Annotated in this window: 22 protein-coding genes and 1 tRNA gene; 11 read left to right on the top strand and 12 right to left on the bottom strand. The window is 72.4% G+C overall.

All coding sequences use genetic code 11. The features are described from left to right. The first annotated feature begins 13 nt into the window (after window positions 1-13). Together recD2 and RNC47_RS07950 are read left to right on the top strand one after the other, a co-directional pair. On the top strand, window positions 14-2278 hold the full coding sequence (recD2, locus tag RNC47_RS07955) for an SF1B family DNA helicase RecD2 (protein ID WP_311596828.1): 2265 nt from the start codon (window positions 14-16) through the stop codon (window positions 2276-2278). A gap of 140 nt (window positions 2279-2418) precedes the next feature. Beyond that, window positions 2419-3741 (top strand): citrate synthase, encoded by a 1323-nt coding sequence (locus RNC47_RS07950; RefSeq protein WP_311596827.1) that lies wholly within the window; start codon window positions 2419-2421, stop codon window positions 3739-3741. A gap of 1049 nt (window positions 3742-4790) precedes the next feature. Here RNC47_RS07950 and RNC47_RS07945 read toward each other — a convergent pair. After that, complete coding sequence (locus RNC47_RS07945; RefSeq protein ID WP_311596826.1) at window positions 4791-5006, bottom strand: heavy-metal-associated domain-containing protein; 216 nt, start codon at window positions 5004-5006, stop codon at window positions 4791-4793. A gap of 188 nt (window positions 5007-5194) precedes the next feature. Between RNC47_RS07945 and RNC47_RS07940 the strand changes: the two genes are divergently transcribed. Continuing rightward, window positions 5195-5761, top strand: a complete 567-nt coding sequence (locus RNC47_RS07940) for a DedA family protein (RefSeq protein ID WP_311596824.1) — start codon at window positions 5195-5197, stop codon at window positions 5759-5761. Here RNC47_RS07940 and RNC47_RS07935 read toward each other — a convergent pair. The 6 genes from RNC47_RS07935 to iolC all read right to left on the bottom strand — a co-directional run bounded on the left by RNC47_RS07935 (window position 5718) and on the right by iolC (window position 12424). Then, window positions 5718-5909 (bottom strand): MerR family transcriptional regulator, encoded by a 192-nt coding sequence (locus tag RNC47_RS07935; RefSeq protein ID WP_311596821.1) that lies wholly within the window; start codon window positions 5907-5909, stop codon window positions 5718-5720. The two genes, RNC47_RS07940 and RNC47_RS07935, sit on opposite strands and share 44 nt — an antisense overlap. Before the next feature lie 191 nt (window positions 5910-6100). After that, window positions 6101-7597 (bottom strand): CoA-acylating methylmalonate-semialdehyde dehydrogenase, encoded by a 1497-nt coding sequence (locus RNC47_RS07930; protein WP_311596819.1) that lies wholly within the window; start codon window positions 7595-7597, stop codon window positions 6101-6103. Window positions 7598-7634: 37 nt separating this feature from the next. After that, entirely contained in the window at window positions 7635-9515 is a 1881-nt protein-coding gene (gene iolD, locus RNC47_RS07925; protein WP_311596817.1) for a 3D-(3,5/4)-trihydroxycyclohexane-1,2-dione acylhydrolase (decyclizing), read from the bottom strand. Beyond that, window positions 9512-10435 carry a 5-deoxy-glucuronate isomerase gene (iolB, locus tag RNC47_RS07920; protein WP_311596815.1) on the bottom strand — a complete coding sequence of 308 codons (924 nt, stop codon included), beginning with the start codon at window positions 10433-10435 and terminating at the stop codon, window positions 9512-9514. Before iolB ends, iolD begins: the two co-directional genes overlap by 4 nt. 64 nt (window positions 10436-10499) lie before the next feature. After that, a complete protein-coding gene (locus RNC47_RS07915; protein WP_311596814.1) occupies window positions 10500-11378 on the bottom strand; it encodes a Cgl0159 family (beta/alpha)8-fold protein in 879 nt (292 codons plus the stop codon). After that, a complete protein-coding gene (gene iolC, locus RNC47_RS07910; RefSeq protein WP_311596812.1) occupies window positions 11375-12424 on the bottom strand; it encodes a 5-dehydro-2-deoxygluconokinase in 1050 nt (349 codons plus the stop codon). The genes RNC47_RS07915 and iolC overlap by 4 nt, the downstream gene beginning before the upstream one ends. Before the next feature lie 236 nt (window positions 12425-12660). On the opposite strand from iolC, the gene RNC47_RS07905 reads away from it, so the two are divergent. The 7 genes from RNC47_RS07905 (at window position 12661) to RNC47_RS07875 (ending at window position 19570) form a co-directional block, all read left to right on the top strand. Further along, window positions 12661-13662 carry a substrate-binding domain-containing protein gene (locus tag RNC47_RS07905; protein WP_311596811.1) on the top strand — a complete coding sequence of 334 codons (1002 nt, stop codon included), beginning with the start codon at window positions 12661-12663 and terminating at the stop codon, window positions 13660-13662. Between the two features lie 20 nt (window positions 13663-13682). Further along, the gene (locus RNC47_RS07900; RefSeq protein WP_311596809.1) at window positions 13683-14750 is read left to right on the top strand and encodes an ABC transporter permease; all 1068 of its coding nucleotides are present in this window, start codon (window positions 13683-13685) and stop codon (window positions 14748-14750) included. Window positions 14751-14755: 5 nt separating this feature from the next. Next, window positions 14756-15538, top strand: coding sequence for an ATP-binding cassette domain-containing protein (locus tag RNC47_RS07895; RefSeq protein ID WP_311596807.1), 783 nt, complete (start codon window positions 14756-14758; stop codon window positions 15536-15538). Then, window positions 15535-16443, top strand: coding sequence for a sugar phosphate isomerase/epimerase family protein (locus RNC47_RS07890; RefSeq protein WP_311596805.1), 909 nt, complete (start codon window positions 15535-15537; stop codon window positions 16441-16443). Before RNC47_RS07895 ends, RNC47_RS07890 begins: the two co-directional genes overlap by 4 nt. 1122 nt (window positions 16444-17565) lie before the next feature. Beyond that, window positions 17566-18603 carry a Gfo/Idh/MocA family protein gene (locus tag RNC47_RS07885; protein ID WP_311596803.1) on the top strand — a complete coding sequence of 346 codons (1038 nt, stop codon included), beginning with the start codon at window positions 17566-17568 and terminating at the stop codon, window positions 18601-18603. 20 nt (window positions 18604-18623) lie between these two features. Then, window positions 18624-19382: a GntR family transcriptional regulator gene (locus RNC47_RS07880; RefSeq protein ID WP_311596801.1), complete on the top strand. Its 759-nt coding sequence runs from the start codon at window positions 18624-18626 to the stop codon at window positions 19380-19382. A gap of 116 nt (window positions 19383-19498) precedes the next feature. After that, a tRNA-Cys gene (locus tag RNC47_RS07875) sits at window positions 19499-19570 on the top strand. Window positions 19571-19696: 126 nt separating this feature from the next. On the opposite strand, the gene RNC47_RS07870 is transcribed toward RNC47_RS07875, so the two are convergent. From RNC47_RS07870 to RNC47_RS07855, 4 genes are all read right to left on the bottom strand, one after another. Further along, the gene (locus RNC47_RS07870) at window positions 19697-20002 is read right to left on the bottom strand and encodes a hypothetical protein (protein WP_311596799.1); all 306 of its coding nucleotides are present in this window, start codon (window positions 20000-20002) and stop codon (window positions 19697-19699) included. 116 nt (window positions 20003-20118) lie between these two features. Continuing rightward, window positions 20119-20526 (bottom strand): hypothetical protein, encoded by a 408-nt coding sequence (locus RNC47_RS07865; RefSeq protein WP_311596797.1) that lies wholly within the window; start codon window positions 20524-20526, stop codon window positions 20119-20121. A gap of 636 nt (window positions 20527-21162) precedes the next feature. Next, window positions 21163-22131 (bottom strand): aldo/keto reductase, encoded by a 969-nt coding sequence (locus tag RNC47_RS07860; protein WP_311596796.1) that lies wholly within the window; start codon window positions 22129-22131, stop codon window positions 21163-21165. Between the two features lie 89 nt (window positions 22132-22220). Further along, window positions 22221-22589 (bottom strand): MerR family transcriptional regulator, encoded by a 369-nt coding sequence (locus RNC47_RS07855; RefSeq protein WP_311596794.1) that lies wholly within the window; start codon window positions 22587-22589, stop codon window positions 22221-22223. Window positions 22590-22653: 64 nt separating this feature from the next. Here RNC47_RS07855 and RNC47_RS07850 point away from each other — a divergent pair, with 64 nt between their 5' ends. Next, on the top strand, window positions 22654-23754 hold the full coding sequence (locus RNC47_RS07850; RefSeq protein WP_311596791.1) for an alkene reductase: 1101 nt from the start codon (window positions 22654-22656) through the stop codon (window positions 23752-23754). A 78-nt stretch (window positions 23755-23832) separates the two neighbouring features. Here RNC47_RS07850 and RNC47_RS07845 read toward each other — a convergent pair whose 3' ends face one another. Further along, window positions 23833-24684 carry an AraC family transcriptional regulator gene (locus RNC47_RS07845; protein ID WP_311596790.1) on the bottom strand — a complete coding sequence of 284 codons (852 nt, stop codon included), beginning with the start codon at window positions 24682-24684 and terminating at the stop codon, window positions 23833-23835. Window positions 24685-24734: the final 50 nt, after the last annotated feature.

Here is a 24734-nt window from a genome sequence, read left to right as displayed (position 1 = left end):
TACCGTCGGTGCCATGTCGCAAGGGGTGTCGCAGGGCGTGTCACACGGCGCGGTGGTGCTCGAAGGGGTCCTGGAGCGCATCACCTACGCCAACGAGGAGAACGGCTACACGGTCGCCCGGGTGGACACCGGCCGGGGGAGCGGCGAGCTGCTGACGGTGGTCGGCTCGCTGCTCGGCGCCCAGGTGGGCGAGTCGCTGCGGATGACCGGCCGTTGGGGCTCACACCCCAGCTACGGCCGGCAGTTCACCGTGGAGAACTACACGACGGTGCTGCCCGCGACCGTGCAGGGCATCCGCCGCTACCTCGGCTCGGGCCTCATCAAGGGCATCGGCCCGAAGACCGCCGAGCGCATCGTCGACCACTTCGGCACGGCCACCCTCGACGTCATCGAGGAGGACCCGCGCAAGCTGATCGCGGTGCCCGGGCTCGGCCCCAAGCGCACCGCGCTGATCGCCGCCGCCTGGGAGGAGCAGAAGGCCATCAAGGAGGTGATGGTCTTCCTGCAGAGCGTGGAGGTCTCCACCTCCATCGCCGTCCGGATCTACAAGAAGTACGGCGACGCCTCCATCTCCGTGGTGAAGAACCAGCCCTACCGGCTCGCCGCCGACGTGTGGGGCATCGGCTTCCTCACCGCCGACCGGATCGCCCGCGCCGTGGGCATACCGGCCGACAGCCCGGAGCGGGTCAAGGCCGGCCTGTCCTACGCCCTGTCGCAGGCCACCGACCAGGGCCACTGCTATCTGCCCGAGGAGCGGCTGATCTCGGACGCGGTGAAGCTGCTCCAGGTGGACACTGGCCTCGTCATCGAGTGCCTCGGCGAGCTCGCCGAGGACCCGGAGGGCCTGGCGCGCGAGAAGGTGCCGCACCCGGACGGGCAGGGCGAGGACTCCACCGTCACCGCCGTCTACCTGGTGCCCTTCCACCGCGCCGAGCTGTCGCTGGCCGGGCAGCTGCGCCGGCTGCTCGCGGCGGACGAGGACCGGCTCGCCGCCTTCCAGGACGTGGACTGGGCCAAGGCGCTGTCCTGGCTGGCCGGCCGCACCGGCGCCGAGCTCGCGCCCGAGCAGGAGGAGGCGGTGCGGCTCGCGCTCACCCGCAGGGTCGCGGTGCTCACCGGCGGCCCCGGCTGCGGCAAGTCCTTCACGGTCCGCTCGGTGGTCGAGCTGGCCCGCGCCAAGCGGGCCAAGGTGCTGCTCGCCGCGCCCACCGGCCGGGCCGCCAAGCGGCTCGCCGAGCTCACCGGAGCCGAGGCGTCCACGGTGCACCGGCTGCTGGAGCTCAAGCCCGGCGGCGACGCGGCCTTCGACCGGGACCGCCCGCTCGACGCCGACCTGGTGGTGGTGGACGAGGCGTCCATGCTCGACCTGCTGCTGGCCAACAAGCTGGTCAAGGCGGTGGCACCCGGCGCCCACCTGCTGCTCGTGGGGGACGTGGACCAGCTGCCGTCGGTGGGCGCCGGCGAGGTGCTGCGCGACCTGCTCGCCCCCGACAGCCCGGTGCCGGCCGTTCGGCTGACCAGGATCTTCCGGCAGGCCCAGCAGTCGGGCGTGGTCACCAACGCGCACCGGATCAACTCGGGGATCCCGCCGGTCACCTCGGGCCTGGCCGACTTCTTCCTCTTCGTCGAGGAGGAGACCGAGGAGGCCGGGCGGCTCGCCGTCGACGTGGCCGCCCGCCGGGTGCCGGCGAAGTTCGGCCTCGACCCGCGCCGCGACGTGCAGGTGCTCACCCCGATGCACCGCGGCCCGGCCGGCGCCGGCGTGCTCAACGGGCTGCTCCAGCAGGCCGTCACCCCGGCCAGGCCCGGGCTGCCGGAGAAGCGCTTCGGCGGCCGGGTGTTCCGCGTCGGCGACAAGGTCACCCAGATCAGGAACAACTACGACAAGGGGCGCAACGGCGTCTTCAACGGCACGGTCGGCGTGGTCACCGGGCTCGACCTGGACGAGCAGCGGCTCACCGTGCTCACCGACGAGGACGAGGAGGTCCCCTACGACTTCGCCGAGCTCGACGAGCTGTCCCACGCGTACGCCGTCACCATCCACCGCTCGCAGGGCAGCGAGTACCCCTGCGTGGTCATCCCGGTCACGATGAGTGCCTGGATGATGTTGGAGCGGAACCTGCTGTATACGGCCGTCACCCGCGCCAAGAAGCTCGTGGTGCTCGTGGGCTCGCGGCGGGCCCTCGGGCAGGCCGTGCGCTCGGTCTCGGCCGGCAGCCGCTGCACGGCCCTCGACGCCCGCCTCGCGGGCAAAATTCTTCGTCCGGAGCGCCCGTAAAAATCCGCATTCGCGCGGCACGCCGTGCCAGAAAATGGCCACTTGGCCGACCCCGAGTGCACATTCTGCGCCCAGATGGGGGACAGTAGGAGGGAGTCAGGGCACCTCGAAGAAGAGGCACAACGTCGGTGAGGGATGACGTGAGCGAAAACCGCATCAGCGACAGCGCAGGCAACGCGGACGACGCAGTGTTCGTGCGGTACGGAAAAGACGAGTACCGCTACCCGGTGGTAGAGAGCACGGTGGGTGACCGTGGCTTCGACATCAGCAAGCTCCGGGCCCAGACCGGTCTGGTGACCCTGGACTCCGGTTTCGGAAACACCTCCACGTGTAAATCGGAGATCACCTACCTGGACGGCGAGAAGGGCATCCTTCGCTACCGTGGGTATCCGATCGAGCAGATCGCGGAGCGCGGCTCGTTCATCGAGACGGCCTACCTGCTCATCAACGGCGAGCTACCGACGGTGGACGAGCTGGCCACCTTCCAGGGCGAGATCACCAAGCACACGCTCCTCCACGAGGACGTGAAGCGCTTCTTCGACGGCTTCCCGACGGACGCCCACCCGATGGCGATGCTGACCTCCGTGGTCAGCGCGCTGTCCACCTTCTACCAGGACAGCCACAACCCGTTCGACGAGCGGCAGCGCCACATCTCCACCATCCGGCTGCTCGCCAAGCTGCCGACGATCGCCGCCTACGCCTACAAGAAGGCCATCGGCCAGCCCGTCGTCTACCCGCGTAACGACCTCGGGTACGTGGAGAACTTCCTGCGGATGACGTTCTCCGTACCGGCCGAGGACTACGAGCTCGACCCGGTGGTCACCAACGCGCTGGACAAGCTGCTGATCCTGCACGCCGACCACGAGCAGAACTGCTCCGCCTCCACGGTCCGCATGGTGGGCTCCTCGCAGGCCAACCTGTTCGTCTCCATCTCCGCCGGCATCAACGCGCTCTGGGGCCCCCTGCACGGCGGCGCCAACGCGGCGGTGCTGGAGATGCTGGAGGCCATCCAGGCCGACGGCGGCGACGTGGACGCCTTCATCCGCCGGGTGAAGAACAAGGAGCGGGGCGTCCGCCTGATGGGCTTCGGGCACCGCGTCTACAAGAGCTTCGACCCCCGCGCGAAGATCATCAAGGCGGCCGCGCACGACGTGCTCTCGGCGCTCGGCAAGTCCGACGAACTGCTGGACATCGCCCTGAAGCTGGAGGAGCACGCCCTCAGCGACGACTACTTCGTCTCGCGCAACCTGTACCCGAACGTCGACTTCTACACCGGCCTGATCTACCGGGCCATGGGCTTCCCGACCAGCATGTTCACCGTGCTGTTCGCGCTGGGCCGGCTGCCGGGCTGGATCGCCCAGTGGCACGAGATGATCACCGACCCGACCACCAGGATCGGCCGTCCGCGCCAGGTCTACACGGGCGTCGTCGAGCGGGACTACCTGCCGGTCGAGCAGCGGTGACGCTGGTCGCTGTGACATGGTGGCGCGGCGCGGATATGTGACGCAGGTCACATATCTGGTCGTGCAACTTTCCACGGTCTCGTCGGTCTAACCCGTCGACGTTGGCGCGGATTCGGCTGGATCCACGCCGGCGGCCGTCCAGCCGGGGTCCCGTGGGGGGACGCTCTGAGCGGGCGGCAGGAAGCGCCCCGCGCCGGGCCCTGTGGGGGGACCCGTCGGCGGGGCGCTTTTCATTTCCGGCGATGCGGGGTCGCTGCGCTCGGCCTGGGCGACGGCGCCGGGTCGCTGCGCTTGGCCTGAGCGGCGGCGCCGGCGCCTGGCGGTCGGAGCGTGGCGCTCTGGCTGGGTGGGGGCATCGGGGCCTGGCGGCCCCGTGCCGGACTGCGGCGCTGGGCATGGGCGGCGCCGCCCGTGGCTGGGCTCCGCCCGGCCGGGACGGGGCTGTTGACGGTCACACGGCCCGGGGCCGCGATCTCCCGGTCAAGGTGGAGTGCGGCGCGCCGGCGTGGCGCTGCGGGCCCTTTGGGCCCGCGCCCGCAGTTGGGGCGCCGCCCTTGGTGCGCCCGGATCGGACTGGACGCCGTGTCGCGACCCGAGTTTCCCCCGACCGATGCCGAGCGCGGCGGCCTGGCACGCCGGCGCGAGGGCCGCCGGGCTCCGACGTCCGGCTCGCGCCGACGGTCGGGCGGGCGTGCCCGGATCGTGCTGACGCGCTGCGTCGCGGCCCGAGGCCGCCAGGCCTCGACGCCGCGCTCGAGCCGAGCGCGGCGCACCGGCGTAGGGGGTGCCGGGCCGTTGCGGTCCGGGGCCGGCGGGCCCCGACGCCCCCGGTCGATGCCGAGCGCGGTGCACCGGCGCGGGGGCGCCGGGTCCCGGTGTCTGGCTCGCGCTGGCGGTCGGGGTGTTGCCCCCGGCGTGCCCGGTCGGGCTGACGCATCGCGTCGCGGCCCGAGGCCGCCAGGCCTCGATGCCCCCGCCCGGGCCGAGCGCAGCGTGCCGGCACGGGGGCCGCCAGGCCCCCGGTGCCTGGTTTGCGAGGAGCGCCGCGACTACGCGCGGTCGACGAGCTCGTAGCCCGCCTCGTCCACGGCCGTGCGGATCGCGTCGTCCGTGACGGGGGTCTCGGTCACCACGGTGACCAGGCCGGTGTCCGCGGTCGCGGAGACGTCCGTGACGCCCGGCAGGGCGCCGATCTCGGCCGAGACGGCCTTCTCGCAGTGTCCGCAGCTCATCCCGGAGACCCGGTAGGTGATGGTCTCGCTCATGGCGATCGCCTCGCTTCCAACGACTGTCGGTCCGGCTCCGACTATATACCCGCCCGGGGTATAGCGATCGGGGGTGCCCCTAAGGGGGACCCGGCATCGTCCCGGGAACGCTCCTGGCGCTCTTCCCTCCCGTCGCCGACACGTGTCAACTTCTACTGACAGGTTGCACGGCGGGAGGAACACGCGGGATGGATGGCGCTCTGTGGATGTACGCGCTGCTGGTACTCACCAGCGCGCCGCCCTATCTGCCCAACGCCGCGCTGATCGCCTCCGCGGGCGCCATGGTCCACGCGGGGGAACTCAGTCTGCCGCTGGTGGTGTTGGCGGCCGCGGCGGGCGCGCTCGCCGGGGACGCGGTGATCTTCGCCGTCGGCCGGCTCGCCCGCGGCCGGGCGCTCGGCTGGCTCGGCCGGTCGGCCCGGCGGCGGGCCGCGCTCCAGTGGACCGGGGAGCGGATGCACGCCCACGGCTTGCCGTTCGTGGTGGGCGCGCGGTTCCTGCCGAGTGGCCGGGTCATCGGCGGACTCACCGCCGCGCTCGTCGACTTCCCGGCCCGCCGCTACCTGCTGGGCATGGGCATCGCCCAGGCGGTCTGGGCCTCCTACTCCGTCGCCCTCGGCTACTGGGGCGCCGGGGCGCTCGGCGGCACGCTGCCCTCGGTGCTGATCGCCTGTGGGATCTCGGTCCTCGTCGCCTGCCTCGCCCGGCTGTTCAGCGGCGCCGGTTCCCGGGACGCCGCCGCACCCACTCCCTGATGGTGTCCGGGTACCAGAAGGGCCGGCCGCCCTCCACCACGTCGGGCGGGGGCAGCAGGCCGTGCTTCCGGTAGGAACGGACGGTGTCCGGCTGCACCTGGATGTGGGCGGCGATCTCCCGGTACGACCAGAGTTCGCGGTCCGTCATCTCTACGCACCTCCCTCGCCCCGCCGTCCGACGGGGCTCCGTGGATAACCAGTGGGCCACTGCCCCCGAGAACGACGCACGGTGACGCCGGGGCCGGGCCTGTTGATCATCTGTGACGGGTAAGGCGCGTAACGGTGACGGCTGTCGCGTTCCCTAGATGAAGCCGATGAACCGCTGAACCGACAAGCGCATCAGGTGTGGTTCGGGAAGCCGAGGTTGACCGCGCTCTCCGCCGGCTCCGGCCAGCGGGTGGTGACGACCTTGCCGCGCGTGTAGAAGCGCACCCCGTCCTCGCCGTAGACGTGGTGGTCGCCGAAGAGCGACTCCTTCCAGCCGCCGAACGAGTGGTAGCCCACCGGCACCGGGATCGGCACGTTCACCCCGACCATGCCGGCCTCGACCTCCAGCTGGAACCGCCTCGCGGTCCCGCCGTCCCGGGTGAAGATCGCCGAACCGTTGCCCCACGGCGAGGAGTTGATCAGCGCGATCGCCTCCTCGTAGTCGCCGGCCCGCACCACGCACAGCACCGGGCCGAAGATCTCGTCCCGGTAGGCGTCCATCTCCCGCGACACCCGGTCGAGCAGCGACACCCCGAGGAAGAAGCCCGCCTCGTGCCCGGGCACCGTCAACCCCGTGCCGTCGACCACCACCTCGGCGCCCTGCGCGGCCGCGCCCCGCACATAGGACGCCACCTTCTCCCGGTGTTCCGCGGTGATCAGCGGGCCCATCTCGGACGCCGGGTCGTCGCCGGGCCCGATCACCAGCGCGCGCGCCCGCTCCGCGATCCGCGCCACCAGCGCGTCGCCGGTCTCCTCGCCCACCGCGACGACCACGGACACCGCCATGCAGCGCTCGCCGGCCGAGCCGTAGGCCGCGCTGACCGCCGCGTCCGCCGCCACGTCCAGGTCGGCGTCCGGCAGCACCAGCATGTGGTTCTTCGCGCCGCCCAGCGCCTGCACCCGCTTGCCGTGCTCCACCGCGCCGCGGTGGATCGCCCGCGCCACCGGCGTGGAACCGACGAAGCTGACCGCCGCCACGTCCGGATGCGCCAACAGCCGCTCCACGGCCTCCCGGTCGCCGTTGACCACGTTCAACACGCCCTCGGGGAAACCGGCCTCGGCCGCCAGCTCGGCCAACAGCAGGGCTGCCGACGGGTCCTTCTCGCTCGGCTTCAGCACAAACGTGTTGCCGCAGGCGATCGCCACCGGGAACATCCACAGCGGCACCATCGCGGGGAAGTTGAACGGCGTGATGCCCGCCACCACGCCCAGCGGCTGCCTGATCGACGCCACGTCCACGCCCGTCGACACCTGCGTGGACAGCTCCCCCTTCAGCTTCTCCGTGATGCCGCAGGCCAGTTCGACGATCTCCAGGCCGCGCGCCACCTCGCCGAGCGCGTCGCCGTGGACCTTGCCGTGCTCGGCGGTGATCAGCGCCGCCAACTCGTCGCGCCGCGCCACCAGCAGCTCCCGGTAGCGGAACAGCAGCGCGGTGCGCCTGGCCAACGAGTACCCGCCCCACGACCGGTGCGCCGCGACGGCCGCCGCCACCGCCGCGTCCACCTCGGCGGCCGAGGCCAGCGCGACCCGCCCCGCCTGCTCGCCGGTCGCCGGGTCCCAGACCGGGCCGAACCGCCCCGAGGCGCCCGGCACGGGCTTGTTGTCGATGAAGTGTCCGATGGTCTTCACGGTGGTGCCTTCCCTCGCTCCGAGTCGATCCGGTGGCCTACAGGTGCCGGCGGCGCGCCGCCGCGCCGCGCTCGTACGCCTCCCGCGCCCGGCGCGCCGCCGGCCGGTCGGCGACGGCCGCCACCGGCACGTCCCACCACGCCTGGGCCGGCGGCGCGGTGTCCGCCGGGTCCGTCTCCACATGGACGCAGACCGGGCCCCGGGCCTCGCGTGCCTCGGCCAGCGCCGCGCGCAGCTCGGCGTACGTGGTGGCGCGCAGCACCGTGAGCCCGAGGGAGGCGGCGTTGGCGGCCAGGTCGACGGGGAGCGGCTCGCCCGTGAAGGTGCCGTCCGGCGTCCGGAAGCGGTAGGCGGTGCCGAAGCGTTCGGCGCCGGTCAGCTCGGACAGCCCGCCGATCGAGGCGTAGCCGTGGTTCTGCACCAGCACCAGGACCAGGTGCCGGCCCTCCTGCACGGCCGTCACCAGCTCGGTCGGCCCCATCAGATAGGTGCCGTCGCCGACCAGCGCCCACACCACGCGCTCCGGCGCGGCCAGCTTCACGCCGAGCGCGGCCGGGATCTCGTAGCCCATGCAGGAGTAGCCGTACTCCACGTGGTACTGGCGGCGCGACCTGGCCCGCCACAGCTTGTGCAGGTCGCCCGGCATCGAGCCGGCCGCGTTGATCACCACGTCCTCGTCGCCGACGACCGCGTCCAGCGCGCCGAGCACCTGGGTCTGGGTCGGCCGGTCGCTCTCCTTCTCCGGGGCGAACGCGGCGCCGACGACCGTCTCCCAGCGTTCCTTGGCCGCCCGGTAGCCGGCCGCGTACCCGTCCTCGACGCGGTGCCCGGCCAGCGCCGAGGTCAGCGCCGTGAGGCCGGCCCTGGCGTCCGCGACCAGGGGGAGGCCGGCCAGCTTGTGCGCGTCGTACGGGGCGATGGTGAGGTTGACGAAGCGCACGCCGGGGTCGGCGAACAGGGTGGCGGAGGCGGTGGTGAAGTCCGAGTAGCGGGTGCCCACGCCGATCACCAGGTCGGCGGCGCGGGCCAGTTCGTTGGCGGCGGCCGTGCCGGTGTGGCCGATGCCGCCCACGTCGCACGGGTGGTCGTGGCGCAGCGAGCCCTTGCCGGCCTGGGTGGAGGCCACCGGGATGCCGGTGGCGTCGGCCAGGGACCGCAGCGCCTCCTCGGCCTCGCTGTGGTGCACGCCGCCGCCGGCGACGATCAGCGGCCGGCGGGCGGCGCGGATCGCGGTGACCGCCTCGGCCAGCGCGTCCGCGTCGGGCGCCGGGCGCGGCACCCGCCACACCCGCTCGGCGAAGAACTCCTCGGGCCAGTCGAAGGCCTCGGCCTGCACGTCCTGCGGCAGCGCCAGCGTGACGGCGCCCGTCTCCACCGGGTCGGCGAGCACCCGCATGGCCTGGAGGGCGGCCGGGACCAGCGCCTCCGGGCGGTGCACCCGGTCGAACCAGCGGGAAACGGGCCGCAGCGCGTCGTTGACCGACACGTCGCCCGCGCCCGGGTGTTCGAGCTGCTGGAGCACCGGGTCGGCCGGCCGGGTGGCGAAGGTGTCGCCGGGCAGCAGCAGCACCGGGAGCCGGTTGATGGTGGCGAGGGCGGCGCCGGTCACCAGGTTGGTGGCGCCCGGGCCGATGGAGGTGGTGACGGCGTGCGCCGAGAGCCGGTCGCGCTGCCGCGCGTAGCCCACCGCGGCGTGCACCATGGCCTGCTCGTTCCGGCCCTGGAAGAAGGGGAGTTCGGCGCCGGGGCCCTGGCCGCTCGCCACCAGCGCCTGCCCGACGCCGGCCACGTTGCCGTGCCCGAAGATGCCCCAACAGGCGGCGACGAGTCGGTGCCTGCGGCCGTCCCGCTCGGTGTACTGCCTGGCGAGGAACCGCACCAGGGCCTGGGCGACGGTCAGTCGGACGGTTCCGCTCATCGGGCGGCCTCCCCGTTCTCCTGCGTGCGGTACCTGGGGAGCCTGGGGTCGGTCTCCTGGTGGTGCCAACTGCCCCTGATCCAGGCGTGGTCCGGATGGTCGCGGATCAGCCAGGCGCGGTCGGGGTCGGGCCCGGCCATCACGTTGAGGTAGTACATGTCGTGCCCGGGCGCGGCGATCGACGGGCCGTGCCAGCCGTCCGGGATGACCACCGCGTCCCCGGTGCGGACCTCCGCGAGCACGTCGGTGCCGCGGCCGTGCCCCGAGGGGCTGACCCGCTGGTAGCCGAGGCCCTCGGCCGCCGGGTTCCCCTCGGCGGCGTCGATCTCGAAGTAGTAGATCTCCTCCAGCTCCGACTCCTCGCCGGGACGCGACTCGTCGTGCTTGTGCGGCGGGTACGAGGACCAGTTGCCGCCGGGCGTCAGCACCTCGACGGCGATCAGCCGGTCGGCCTCGAACACGTCGGCCGCCGCGAAGTTGTTGACCTGGCGGCTGCACGAGCCGGCGCCGCGCAGCTCGACCGGCACCCGGTCGGCCGTGACGTGTCGGGCCGGCAGCCGGCGCGCGCAGCGGGCGCCGGTGAGCGCGAACCGGCCGCCGGCGGTCGAGGAGACCGTCACCTGGGCGTCCCTCGGCACGTAGGCGAAGTCCGTCAGGCCGGCGAACACGCCGCTGCGGCCGCGCAGTTCGAACCGCTCGCCGGCGGCCTCCACGACGCAGCCGCCGGCCAGCGGCAGCACGATCCACTCGCTGTCGCCGGTCGCGAAGCGGTGGGTGCCGCCGGGCGCGAGCGGCAGCACGCGCAGGCTGGAGTAGCCCCAACCGGCCGACTCCGGGCTGATGTCCAGGGTGTAGGGGCCGGCGGCGGCGCTGCCGGCCGGCAGGTGGTGGCGTGGGGAAGGGGCGCTCGGGGGTGTCACCGTCGACGACCTCTCCTTCGATGGCTGTCGGCTTGCGCGGAACGGTTGGGGTGTCGGACGGGACCTAGAGCAGCCCCGCGGCGGTGCGGACGGCGCCGGCCACGTCCCCGTCCGGCGGGTAGAGCAGTGAGCGGCCCACCACCAGGCCCCGGACGGTGGGCAGCCGCAGCGCCTTGCGCCACTTCTCGTAGAGCCCGTCCTGGTCACCGGTCACCTCGCCGCCGAGCAGCACCGCCGGCAGCGTCGAGGTCTCCATCACCCGCGCCATGTCGTCGGGGTCGGCGGTGACCGGCACCTTCAGCCAGGTGTAGGCGGAGGTGCCGCCCAGGCCAGAGGCGATGGCGATGGACGTGGCGACGGCCTCGGCGCTCAGGTCATTGGTCAACCTGCCCGCTATTCGACGGGAGATGAAGGGCTCGACGAACACCGGCAGCCGGCGGCGCGCCATCTCGTCGATCACCCGGGCCGTGCTGTGCAGCGTCTCCAGCGACCCGGGATCCGAGTAGTCCACGCGCAGCAGCAGCTTGCCGGCGTCGAAGCCGAGGCGCGCTATGTCCTCGGGGCGGTGCCCGGTGAACCGGTCGTCGAGCTCGAACGAGGCGCCGGCGAGGCCGCCGCGGTTCATCGAGCCGAGCACCACCTTGCCGTCGAGCGCGCCGAGCAGCAGCAGGTCGTCCAGGACGTCGGCGGTGGCCAGCACCCCGTCGACGCCCGGTTGGGCGAGCGCGAGCGTGAGCCGCTCCAGCAGCTCCACCCGGTTGGCCATGGCGAGCCGCTGGCCGCCGACCGCGAGCGCGCCGCGCGCCGGGTGGTCGGCGGCGATGATCATCAGCCGGCCGCTCTCGCCGAGCAGCGGGCGGCGGGCCCGGCGCGCCGCGGCCTCGGCGATGGCCTCGGGATGTCGGCTGCGTACCGTGACGAGCTCCGAGATGCTGATGCTCACGGAAGGATTCCTTCCCGGTCGGTGCCGCGGTCGGCCGGGCCGCCGCCGAGCAACTCCTCGACCTCGTGGGGGTGGGGCATGGCGGACGAGCACGCGAGCCGGCCGGCGACCAGCGCGCCCGCCGCGTTGGCGAACCGGGTCAGCCGGTGGAGGTCCCAGCCGGCCAGCAGCCCGTGACAGAGGGCGCCGCCGAACGCGTCCCCGGCGCCGAGGCCGTTGACCACCTCGACGGGGTGCGGCTGGGCCTCGACCACGGTGCCGTCCCGGTGCACGGCCAGCACCCCGGCGGGCCCCTGCTTGACGACGGCCAGCTCCACGCCGGCCGCCAGCAGCGCCTCGGCGCAGGCGCGCGGCTCGCGGACGCCGGTGGCCACCTCGCACTCGTCCAGGTTGCCCACGGCGACGGTGGCGTGGGCCAGCGCCGCGCGGTAGACCGGGCGCGCGGCCTCGGGCGAGCCGTCCCCCCGGGCCCCGCCCTTCCAGGCCCCGCTCTTCCAAAACATGGGCCGCCAGTCCAGGTCGAAGACCGTGGCGACCTGGTCGGCGGCCCGGCCGCCCTCGGCGCGGGCGGCGAGCGCGGCGAGCGTCGCGCTCCGGCTCGGCTCCTCGCACAGGCCGGTGCCGCTCATCCAGAAGATCCGCGCCGACCGGACGGCGGCCAGGTCGAGTTCGTCGGCGTGGATCACCAGATCGGGTGCCTTGGGCAGCCGGTAGAAGTAGAGCGGGAAGTCGTCGGGCGGGAAGATCTCGCAGAAGGTGACGGGCGTCGGGTACTCGGGCACCGCCGTCACCCACCGGTCGTCCACGCCGAACTCCCGCAGCGCGCGATGGCAGTACTCGCCGAACGGGTCGTCCCCCGTTCGGCTGATCACGGCGGCGGCCCGGCCGAGGCGGGCGGCGGCGACGGCCACGTTCGTCGGGGAGCCGCCGAGAAATTTGCCGAACGATTCGACCTCCGCCAGTGGCACGCCCGTCTGCAGCGGGTAGATATCGACCCCGATGCGCCCCATGGTGATGACGTCGAGTGCTGTCCCGACCGTCGTCATCCGCGCTCTCCCTCCGCCGTCCCGGTGTGTGGTCGCCGTGTTCGCGCCGCCCCCAGCGTCGGCCCAGTCGGCCTCGCCTGTCAATGGTTTGTCTTTACATATGGACATCTCGAAGACGTAAAGATGAAGTGTTGTCCTGACAATCCATTGACAGGCGAGGCCACCCGGCGGTTTGCTCCCCACTGCGACCCGCCTCCACCAACCCTCCACGCTCACACCGAAGTGAGGTAGGAACGATGAACCGGATCAGTCGCCCCCTGCTCGCGGCGGGCTGCGCCACGGCCCTGCTGCTCGTCGCCGCGTGCTCCAGCGAGTCCGGCGGCAGACGCGCCCAGGAGGAGGCGGACGGGCTCGCCGCCGGCCAGGCCGACACCCCCCGCATCAGGATCGCCATGATCACCCACGGCGGACGCGGCGACACCTTCTGGGACATCGTCCGCAAGGGAGCCGAGGACGCCGCGAGCAAGGACAACGCCGAGCTCATCTACTCGTCCGACCCCAGCGCCGCCGGCCAGGCCAGCCTCATCGAGAATGCCGTCGACCAGGACGTCGACGGCATCGCCCTCACCATGGCCGACCCCGAGGCGCTGGCCGACGCCATAGCCGAGGCGCAGGCCGCCGGCATCCCCGTCGTCGGCCTCAACTCCGGCCTCCCCGCCTGGCAGGACGCCGGCCTGCTCTCCTACTTCGGCCAGGACGAGGGCGTCGCCGGCCGCGCCTTCGGCGACCGGCTCAACGAGCTCGACGCCCGGCACACCGTCTGCGTCATCCACGAACAGGGCAACATCTCGCAGGAACAGCGCTGCGGCGGCCTCGCCGAGACCTTCGAGGGCGAGACCGAGACCCTGTACGTCGACGGCGCCGACCTGCCGGCCGTCCGCTCCACCATCGAGGCCAAGCTCCGCCAGGACGGCTCCATCGACTACGTCGCCACCCTCGGCGCCCCCTACGCGCTCGCCGCCGTCGACTCCGTGTCCGGCGCCGGCAGCGACGCGGCGATCGCCACCTTCGACCTCAACCCCGAACTGGTCACCGCCATCGAGGACGGCGACATCGAGTTCGCCGTCGACCAACAGCCCTACCTCCAGGGCTACCTGGCCGTCGATGCCCTCTGGCTGTACGCCGCCAACGGCAACGTCAGCGGCGGCGGCGTCGAACCCGTCCTCACCGGACCCGCCTTCGTCGACCGCGACAACGTCGCCGACGTCGCCGAGTTCGCCGCCAACGGCACCAGGTGAGCGGGGAGTTGAGCCACGACATGACCGCTGACACCACCGTGGAACCCGCCGCCGCGCCCCGGCGGCGCGGCGACGCCGACGGGCGCACCACCCGCCGCTCCCCGCTCCGCCGGCTCCTCGGCCGCCCCGAGATGGGCGCGCTGGTCGGCGCCGCCGCCGTCTACGCGCTCTTCTACGCCGTCGCGCCCACCTTCCGGCAGCTCGACTCCCTCTCCACCGTCCTCTACCAGGCGTCCACCCTCGGCATCATGGGCGTCGCCGTCGCCCTGCTGATGATCGGCGGCGAGTTCGACCTGTCGGCCGGCGTCGCCGTCACCACCTCCGCGCTCACCGCCAGCATGTTCGCCTTCCAACTCACCCTGAACGTCTGGTCCGGGGTGCTGGTCGCGCTCGTCCTCTCGCTCGCCATCGGCGCCCTCAACGGCGTGCTGCTGGTCCGCACCAAACTGCCCAGCTTCCTGATCACCCTGGCCACCTTCCTGATGCTCCAGGGCCTCAACCTCGCCGTCACCAAGGGGATCACCGGCAACGTCGCCACCGACTCCATCCGCGACATGGACGGCTTCGACCAGGCCCGCGCCGTCTTCGCCGCCACCCTCACCATCGGCGACACCCAACTGCGGATCAGCGTCCTGTGGTGGCTCGGCTTCGCCGCCCTCGCCACCTGGGTGCTGCTGCGCACCCGCTACGGCAACTGGGTCTTCGCGGTCGGCGGCAACCCGGAGAGCGCTCGCGCCGTGGGCGTGCCCGTGGCGTTCGTGCGGATCAGCCTCTTCATGACCGTCGGCCTCGCCGCCTGGTTCGTCGGCATGCACCAGCTGTTCGCGTTCAACACCGTCCAGTCCAACGGCGGCATCGGCAACGAACTCCTCTACATCGCCGCCGCCGTCATCGGCGGCTGCCTGCTGACCGGCGGCTACGGCTCGATCGCCGGACCGGCCATCGGCGCCTTCCTGTTCGGCATGGCCAACCAGGGCATCGTCTACGCCAACTGGGACCCCGACTGGTTCATGTTCTTCCTCGGCGCCATGCTGCTGCTCGCCGTGCTGCTCAACCTGTGGGTCCGACGCCAGGCCACCCGGAGGTGACGACCATGGCTCCCATCGTTGAACTCCGTGCCGTCGGCAAGTCCTACGGCAACATCCACGCCCTGCGCGACGTCGACCTCGCCGTCCACGCGGGCCGCGTCTCCTGCGTCCTCGGCGACAACGGCGCCGGCAAGTCGACCCTCATCAAGATCATCTCCGGGCTGCACCGGCACACCACCGGCGAACTCCTCGTCGACGGCGAACCGGCCCGGTTCTCCACGCCCCGCGACGCCCTCGACCGCGGCATCGCCACCGTCTACCAGGACCTCGCCACCGTCACCCTGATGCCGGTCTGGCGCAACTTCTTCCTCGGCTCCGAACTCACCCGTGGCCGCTGGCCGTTCCAGCGTCTCGACATCCCCCGCATGCGGTCCGTCGCCGACGCCGAACTGCGCGCCATGGGCATCGTCCTCGACGACGTCGACCAGCCCGTCGGCTCGCTCTCCGGCGGCCAACGGCAGTCCGTGGCCATCGCCCGCGCCGTCCACTTCGGCGCCCGGGTCCTGATCCTCGACGAACCGACCGCGGCGCTCGGCGTCAAACAGTCGGGCGTCGTGCTGCGTTACGTCGCCGCCGCCCGCGAACGCGGCCTCGGCGTCGTCTTCATCACCCACAACCCGCACCACGCGTACCTCGTCGGCGACCACTTCACGGTGCTGCGGCTCGGCACCGTCGAACTCAGCGCCGACCGGGCCGACGTCGACCTCGACCACCTCACCCACCAGATGGCCGGCGGCGCCGAGTTGGACGAGCTGCGCCACGAACTGACAGGAGACTCCGCACCATGAGCGACGCGCCGGTACTGGACCGGATCAGGGTCGGCTCGGCCCCCGACTCCTGGGGCGTCTGGTTCCCCGACGACCCCCGGCAGACGCCCTGGCACCGCTTCCTCGACGAGGTCGCCGAGGCCGGCTACCCGTGGATCGAACTCGGCCCCTACGGCTACCTCCCCACCGACCCCGCCGTGCTGCGCGACGAGTTGAGCCGCCGCGAACTGCGGGTCTCGGCCGGCACGGTCTTCACCGCCCTGCACCGGGGCCCGGCCGTCTGGGACGAGACCTGGGCCCACGTGGCGAAGGTCGCCACCCTCACCCGGGCCGTCGGCGCCGGCCACCTCGTGGTCATCCCCGAGTTCTGGCGCGACCCGGTGACCGGCGAACGCACCGACGAACCCGAGCTCACCGCCGCCGGCTTCGCCGACCTCGCCACCGGCATGGAACGCCTCGGCCGCGCCGTCCGCGACGAGTTCGGCCTCGACATCGTCGTCCACCCGCACGCCGACACCCACATCGCCACCGAGGAGCACGTCACCCGCTTCCTCGACGCGACCGACTCCGCGGCCGTCAACCTGTGCCTCGACACCGGCCACTACGCCTACTGCGGCGGCGACAGCGTCAAGCTCATCGAGACCTACGGCGAGCGGATCGGCTACCTCCACCTCAAGCAGGTCGACCCCGCGATCCTCGCCGACGTCATCGCCGACGAGGTCCCCTTCGGGCCGGCCGTGAAACGCGGCGTCATGTGCGAACCGCCGACCGGCGTCCCGGCCCTCCCACCGGTCCTGGCGGCGGCCCAACGCCTCGGCACGGACCTCTTCGCCATCGTCGAACAGGACATGTACCCCTGCGCACCCGACCAGCCACTCCCCATCGCCCACCGCACGCGCCGCTTCCTGGCCTCCTGCGGGGCCTAGGCGCGGCGGCGCGAAGCCTCGGCGCGGCGGCGCGGGCCCACCACGCCGGGGGCCTTCGGCCCCCGGCGGACCGCGCCGCGGGTGCGGGGCTCCGCCCCGGCCCCCGGCGGGCGGATGCCCGGCTCGCGCCGGAGGTCCGTGCCTCCGGCCCGGGCCCGGTGGGCCGCCGCCAGGCCGGCCGGGGCTTCGCCCCGGGCCCTGTGGCGCTGCGGAGCCGGCCGGCCCGAAGGGCTCGCGGGGCTCGCCCCCGGACCCGGGCGGGCGCCCCCGTTCCGGGACCGGCCCCCTGGCTCGCGCCGGACGTCCGCACCTCCACGCGGGCGACGGGCCCACGGGGCTTCGCCCCGAGGCCCGGTGGGCCGCCGCCAGGCTGGCCGGGCTTCGCCCCGGACTCGGGCGGCGGGACCCACGCCGGATCCCCCGGGGCTTCGCCCCGGACCCCGGCGGGCGGGCGTCCCCGGTTCCGGGACCGGCCCCCTGGCTCGCGCCGGACGTCCGCACCTCCACGCGGGCGACGGGCCCACGGGGCTTCGCCCCGAGGCCCGGTGGGCCTCCGCCCGGCTCGCCGGGGCTTCGCCTCGGGCCTGCGGGCCGGCTCGCGCCGGGTGCGCGGGGCTCCAGGCCCTGGGGCCTGTGGCGCTGTGGGATCGGTGGTCCGAACGGCTTGGTTCCGTCCGGCGCTTGGCGGGCCGGCTCGCGCCGGACGGGCAGCGCCTGGGTCCCAGCCCGGTGGGTGGGGTTCAGGCCGGGACCGGAGGGTCGGCCGTCGGGGCGGACGCTCAGGGGGCGCCTGCCAGGCTGTGCCCCGCGCGGGCGCCTGGTCCTCCGGGACCTGGCGAGCTGGGGACAGTGGTTCCGGCCCTGCGCTCCGGGCCGGGCGCCTGGGCCTCCGGCCCGGCGGGCGGCCTGGCGGCTTCGCCCGGGCCCCGCGAGCCCTTCGGGCCAGCCCGTCCCGCAGCCCTGGGGCCCGGGCGAAGCCCGGGAGCGCCGGGGGTTCGGGGGCGAAGCCCCCGAACCGGAGCCGGCCCCTCGCGGGGCCGGGGTGGTTCTTCCCGGGCCAATGGCCCGGCTCGCTCGTTGATAGTTCATGGAATCTCTAGAGAAGAAGGCAGTGCACAGCGCATGACCAGCACCACCACCGCCACGGCCAGGAACACGCTCGGCGTCGCCGTCATCGGGACCGGAACGATGGGCGCGGATCACGTCCGCCGGATCGATGAGGTGGTCAGCGGGGCCCGCGTGATGGCCGTCGCCGATCCGGACGAGGCCAGGGCCAAGGGACTCGCCGCCGGCATCGACGGTTGTACCGCGCACGCCGACGCCACCGCCGCGCTGGACGCGCCCGGCGTCGAGGCCGTGCTGATCGCCTCGCCGGGGCCGGCCCATGAGGAGACGCTGCTCGCCGCGCTCGACCGCGGGTTGCCCGTGCTGTGCGAGAAGCCGATGACCCCCGACACCGCCGGCGCCCTCCGCGTCCTCGAAGCCGAGCAGGCGCACGGCACCCGCCGGATCCAGGTCGGCTACATGCGCCGCTACGACACCGAGTACGCCCAACTCAAGCAGGTACTGGCCGCCGGCGAGCTCGGCCGGGCCCTGATGCTGCACTGCCGGCACCGCAATGTCTCGGTCCACTCCTACTTCACCGAGCCGATGCTGATCAACGACTCGGTGGCGCACGAGTTCGACGCCGCCCGCTGGCTGCTCGACCAGGAGATCGCCGCCGTCACCGTGCTGCGGCCCACCCCGAGCCGGCACGCCGCAGCCGGCATCGGCGACCCGCAGCTCGTCGTCTTCGAGACCGACGCCGGCGTCCTCGTCGACGTCGAGATCTTCGCCACCGCCGGCTTCGGTTACCAGGTGCAGGCCGAGGCCGTCTGCGAGAACGGCACCGCCCGCATCGGCGAGGCGCACGGCCTGCTCACCAACACCGCCGGCCGCTGGGGCGGGCCCATCGCGCAGGACTACATCGCGCGGTTCGCCGACGCCTACGACCGCGAGGTGCAGGCGTGGGTCGACGCGACCCGGCGCGGGGAGGTCACCGGGCCGAGCGCCTGGGACGGCTACGCCGTCGCCGCCGCCTGCGAGGCCGGTGTCGAGGCCCAACGCACCGGGCAGCGCGTCGCCGTGGAGATGGTCGACCGCCCGGCCTTCTACCGCTGAGGTCGTATATTCAGCACCCGATGACCGAGGAGGGAACCGCGGTGGACGTGAGTTTCAGCATCGACCGCAACAGCCCCGTGCCGCTCTACTACCAGCTGTCGCAGCAACTCGAGGCGGCGATCGAGCAGGGCAGGCTGTCACCCGGTACCCGCCTCGGCAACGAGATCGACCTGGCCGCGCGGCTCGGCCTCTCCCGGCCCACGGTTCGCCAGGCCATCCAGGCCCTCGTCGACAAGGGCCTGTTGGTCCGCCGCCGCGGCGTCGGCACCCAGGTCGTGCACAGCCAGGTGCGGCGGCCGCTGGAGCTGAGCAGCCTGTACGAGGACCTGGAGGCCGCCGGGCAGCGGCCGGCCACCCGGGTCCTCGACGTGGCCACCGTGCCGGCGCCGGCCGAGGTCGCGGCCGCCCTCGGCATCGCCGAGGGGGCCGAGACCCAGCGCGTCGAGCGGCTCCGCCTCGCCCACGGCGAGCCGCTGGCGCACATGTGCAACTACCTGCCCCGCGAGCTGTACGACTTCGGCCGCGACGACCTGGAGGCCACCGGCCTCTACCGGCTGATGCGCGCCGCCGGCACCGCCCTGCACAGCGCCCGCCAGTCCATCGGCGCCCGCGCCGCCACCGCAGAGGAGGCCGCGCTCCTCGGCGAGTCGCCGGGCGCCCCGCTGCTCAGCATGCAGCGCACCGCCTTCGACGACACCGGCCGGGCCGTCGAGTACGGCGCCCACCTCTACCGCGCGTCCCGCTACACCTTCGAACTCCAGCTCCTGATCCGGCCCTGAGCCGGGGGCGTTCATGAACGGCGCGTGTACCACCGTGCCGTTCCCGTTGCGGATCACCCGGATCCGTTGACCCTCCACCGGTGGGGCGGCAGAGTCGTGAGTACGCGAAAGCGCCCGGCCGTGTGCCCGAGTGGTTCAGGGGTTCGCCTGCAAAGCGAATTACACGAGTTCGATTCTCGTCACGGCCTCAAGTCTTGCGGATTCGAAGGTGAAGAGATTGCATTAGCGAGAGATGCTGTCGTTTTCTTGGCGCCTGCGGCTCGATCGCCTCTCATTATCAATGCAGATGTGTGATGAGTTGGTTCCGTGTAGCGCTAGCTCCGTAGGTGTTTTTCAAGGATTCGGATATCTGTACGATCCTTGTGTCGAGCCGAACGCAGCTTCCAATCCAGAACTTCCCGCAAAGGGCAGAACGGAATTCCGTCAATAATTTCCGCCTTTTCGATCAGTTCGTCAGGCTCTTTTGAGCCTGGGAGCCATCGGTCGAAGATTTCAATGGTTCCATCGAATAGCGCGACCATGTGGCCATAGCCGGAGGGGGGGATCATCGGGTCGGCAAGATCGAGCACAAACTTCCAGGCGACTCCCCGCGCCACGACATCCAGGTCTCTGATGTCCATGCGAAGTCCATGGGCCAGTAGCGGGCCACTGCCGGCAACGACGAAGTCCGTGACAGGCAACTGGAGGGAGCGAAGCTTCTCGATGAGCGGATGTTGGCTTAGCTCCAACGCGCCTCCTACAGGACTGGCAGCCCGACCGCCGCGCGAGCAGTCATGCTCATGGCCAATGAAGCAATGACACTCGCCAGGGTACCGAGCAGGAAGTACTCAGACGCATACTTGCCATGGTCGGATGCTGGACCACGCGCTAAGGACTTGGCCGTCAAGGCGAGCGCTGCGGCCTCAGGTCGACCGGCGGCTAGGAAGGCGAACATGAGGCCTCTCTCCAGCAAGCCGATGCTGCGGCTGCCCATCATGAAGTCTTCAGCGAGACCACGTTGAGCGTCGCCCTCGGGGAGCGCGTCAACCGCCCGCCGCACTGGAGCGGTCGCAGCCCTGGCTAAGGCTCCCCCGCCAAACACGGCAACAAGCCCGGTTGACATAAAGATCGCCACCCTGTCGTTCAGCAGCAGCGCTTCGCCCATCTCCCGAGTGGTTGGACCGGCGGCCCACCATGACAAGATTGCTGCGGCCGCCAGCATGCCGAACCCGATGTTTCTTGCCGTCGGCGCCGGACCAGAGGCGACAGACAGTCTGATTGAAAATGTTACCGAAGGTGTGCGTGGTGCGCTCTGTAGAAGGATTAAGGCTAGAGTGGCTAATGTGATTGCGGCTAATGCTAGCCAAGGTCTCTGCTCGCTTCGGTATGGTCCGATCGCGTAACTTCCGTAGAGGACGGTGAAGAAGACCATGAGGTAGGGGCGTGATCGCTGCCAGCCGAGCCCCCATGGGACCAACAGTGCTGCTGACAGTCCGAACAGAATCCGCCCCGTTTCCACGATGCCCTGGTCCTAACTCTGATCTTGCGCCGGACAGTTCACTTATTGTCGAGACTGTATTCTAGCCACCGAGCTTGGTGGCGAGGGATCACAACTTCGTTGCGGCAGCTACCTCGCATAGGCCTCTGGACCTGTCGGCGTACGCGCCCGTCCAAGAGGATCCACTCGGTTCTACGGCCTTCAGTTCGTACGGTCTGCGGGAGGCGGCTCTCCGGATCATCGGCGACCAGTGCAAAGCGCATTGTGTGGGTTCGATTCTCGTCACGGCCTCAACCATCACGATCACGCCCGTTCGTCGATGAGGCCCTCGGCGCGCAGGTCGTCCCAGAGCGAGTCGGGGACGTCCGCGGCGAACAGGGCGGCGTTCCGTTCGACCTCCTCGGGGGAGCGCATGCCGACCACGACGCCCGCGACCACCGGGTGGCGCAGCGGGAAGGCCATCGCCGCCTGCGGCAGGGTCACGCCGTGCGCCTCGCAGACGTCGGCCACCCGGTGGGCGCGGCGCAGGATCTCGGGCGACGCGGGGGCGTAGTCGAAGGTCGCGGCCTCGGTGGGGCGTGGGGTGGCGAGCAGCCCCGAGTTGAAGACCGAGGCGGCGAGGACGGAGACGCCGCGCTCGGCGCAGGCCGGCAACAGGTCGTCGAGGGCGCCGTGTTGGATCAGCGTGTAGTGGCCGGAGAGCATCACCGCGTCGACGTCGGTCTCCCGCACCAGCCTGGTGAGCATGCCGGTGTGCCACATGCCGGCCCCGATGGCGCCCACCACGCCCTGCTCGCGCAGCTCGGCGAGCGCGGGGTAGCCGGTGCGCAGCGCCGCGTCGAAGTGCTCCTCGGCGTCGTGCAGGAAGAGCGTGTCGACGCGGTCGACGCCCATGCGGGCGAGCGAGTCCTCGACGCTGCGGAGCACGCCGTCGCGGGAGAAGTCCCACACCCGGCGGTGGGTGGCGGGCACGTGGAACTCGTCGACGCGCCCCGCCGCGTCCTGCGGGACGAGGAGGCGGCCGACCTTGGTCGAGAGGATGAACTCGGCGCGCGGCATGTGGCGCAGGAAGGCACCGACGCGGCGCTCCGAGTGGCCGATGCCGTAGTGCGGGGAGGTGTCGAAGTAGCGGATCCCGGCGTCCCAGGCCGCGGCCAGCGTGGCCGCGGCGGTCTCGTCGTCGAGCGAGGCGAAGAGGCCGCCGAGCGGCCCGCCGCCGCAGCCGAGCTCCGTCACCTCGACCGTGCTGCGGCCCAGCCTGTTCCTTCGCATTCCGCCGACCCCTCCTCGTCGCGCACACCAGCGACCAACGACCGCATCCTCGCACCGAGGGCCGGGGGAGGCGACGGCCGGGCGCGAGGTCAGCGGGCGAGATCCGCCGAGGCCGTGTCGATCGCCTCGTCCAACACGTCGCGGGAGCGCAGCAGGTCCCTGATCAGGCCGTCGATGCGGTGCCGCTGCGCGGTCAGCTCGGCCACCAGCTTCTCGTCGCCGCGCTCCGAGAGGCCGCCGTCCGTGTCGCGCATGCAGGGGAGCAGCCGCGCTATGGTCGCGCTGTTCAGCCCGGCCGCGTAGAGCGCCTGGATCCGGACCACCCGGTCCACGGCCCAGTCGCCGTACTCCCGGTGGCCGCCCGGGGTGCGCTCGGCACGCAGCAGGCCCTGCTGCTCGTAGTAGCGCAGCGAACGCTCGCTCACCCCGGTGCGGCGGGCCAGCTCACCGACGCGCATGGTGCCTCCTCGGCGAAGAGTCGGACTTGAATCTGACATTGATGTCAAGTTCTACCGTACCGGCATGACGCACGCACCGGAATCCGCCGCCCTCCTCGAACCCACCCGCCTCGGCCCGCTCGACCTCCCCAACCGCCTGGTCATGGCGCCCCTGACCCGCAACCGCGCCGGCGCGGACGGCGTGCCGGGCGACCTCATGGTCACCTACTACGCGCAGCGGGCCTCGGCCGGCCTGATCATCGCCGAGGCCACCACCCCCAACGCGACCGGCCAGACCTACCCCGACATCCCGGGGCTGCACACCGAGGCCCAGGTCGCCGGCTGGCGCCGGGTCACCGACGCGGTGCGGTCCGCCGGCGGCCGGATGTTCGTGCAGCTCCAGCACGGCGGCCGGGTCGGGCACCCGGATACCAGCGGGCTGGTCCCCGTCGCCCCGTCACCGATCCCGCTGCCGGAGACGATCCACACCCCGACCGGCCGCCAACCGTCCGTCACGCCCCGCGAGATGAGCCTCGACGACATCCGCGCCACCGTCGCCGACTTCGCCACCGCCGCGCGCAACGCCCGGGCCGCCGGCTTCGAGGGCGTCGAGGTGCACGCGGCCAACGGCCATCTGCTGCACCAGTTCCTGGCCGCCAACACCAACCGCCGCACCGACGGCTACGGCGGCTCCGTCGCCGGCCGGGTCCGGTTCGCGGTGGAGGTGGTCCGGGCCGTCGCCGAGGCGATCGGCCAGGACCGGGTCGGCCTGCGGATCTCGCCGCGGAACACCGTCAACGGCATCGCCGAGGGCGAGACCGAGGAGCTCTACCCGGCCCTGGTCGACGCCCTATCCGACCTCGAACTCGGCTATCTCCACGTCGTCTCCGCCGACGCGGACGACGCCCTGTACCAGGAGCTCGCCAAGCGCTGGCCCGGCACCCTGATGGCCAACCCCAACCTGGGCTGGGGCGGCCCGCTCCCCGCCGACGGCGGCCGCGCGGCCGGCGAACGGCTGCTGGCCGCGGGCGCCGACGTGATCGCGCTGGGCCGCGCCTTCATCGCCAACCCCGACCTCGTCGCACGCCTGCGCCTCGGGGCGCCCCTCAACCCGCTCCGCGACGGGCAGTTGATGTACGTGGGTGGCCCGACCGGCTACACCGACTACCCGACGCTAGCGGCATGAGGCGGGCGATCCGTCGCGGGCCGCCCGGCGCGGCAGCGGGAGACCGAGCCCCCCACGAACCCGCCCCATCCGGAAGGCTCACACCCGTTCCACGGGCAGCCAGAGCCGCCCCTCCGCGCCGCGCACGCTCAGGAGCTCGGGACCCGGACGGCTGCGGTACGGGTTGGACGGGAACCACTCCGTGAACGCGTCACGCCACAGGTACTGGAACGCCTCGGGCGCCGGCCCGGTGGCCTCGAACACGGCCCACGTCCCGGCCGGAACGTCCAGCACGTCGAGGCCGGGGAGCCCCTCGGGCGCGTCCGCGCCCGTCACCACCCCCTGGTAGAAGTCGATCTCGGTTCCCTCGGGACGGTCCGTCTCCACGCTGTCGCAGACCTGCAGCAGACCTTCGGGCTCCCCGTCGGACAGCGCCGCGAGGCGGTCCAACGCCGCGCGCCCGATGCCCCGCACGAACGAGACGATCGCCGCGTTCTCGCCCTCGTGCACGATCGGCACCCGGGCCTTCCAACCGACCACCCGGAAGCGGTCCTTCTCCACGATCCGGTAGCGCATCTCACCATTCCCCTCGATCACGAGCCGGAAGGACATCCGCGGCTGCGACCGCAACGCGGCCCCGGTCCGCCGGGCCTCGCCGGGACCGACGCCGTGCATCGCCCGGAACGCCCGCGCGAACGCCTCGGCCGAGCCGTAGCCGTAGCGGACCGCGATCTCCAACAGCGTCCGCTCCCCGGCCAGTACCTCCGCCCCGGCCACCGTGAGCCGCCGGCGCCGCACGTACTCCGACAGCGGCAGCCCGGCCAGCGCCCGGAACAGTCGCCGGAAGTGGTACTCCGACGTCACGGCGAGGCGCGCCAACTCGGCCACGTCGACGGGTTGGTCGAGGCGTGACTCGATCTCCGCCAACGCCCGGTTCAGCCCGTCCAGCATCCGCGGACTCCTTCCTTTCCCTGACCGCCACGCTAGGAGCAGCGCGCGGG

Origin of the sequence: Streptomyces millisiae (genome assembly GCF_031845425.1) — a bacterium.
GTDB lineage: Bacteria > Actinomycetota > Actinomycetes > Streptomycetales > Streptomycetaceae > Streptomyces > Streptomyces millisiae.
This window is presented reverse-complemented; position numbering and strand designations above follow the sequence as displayed.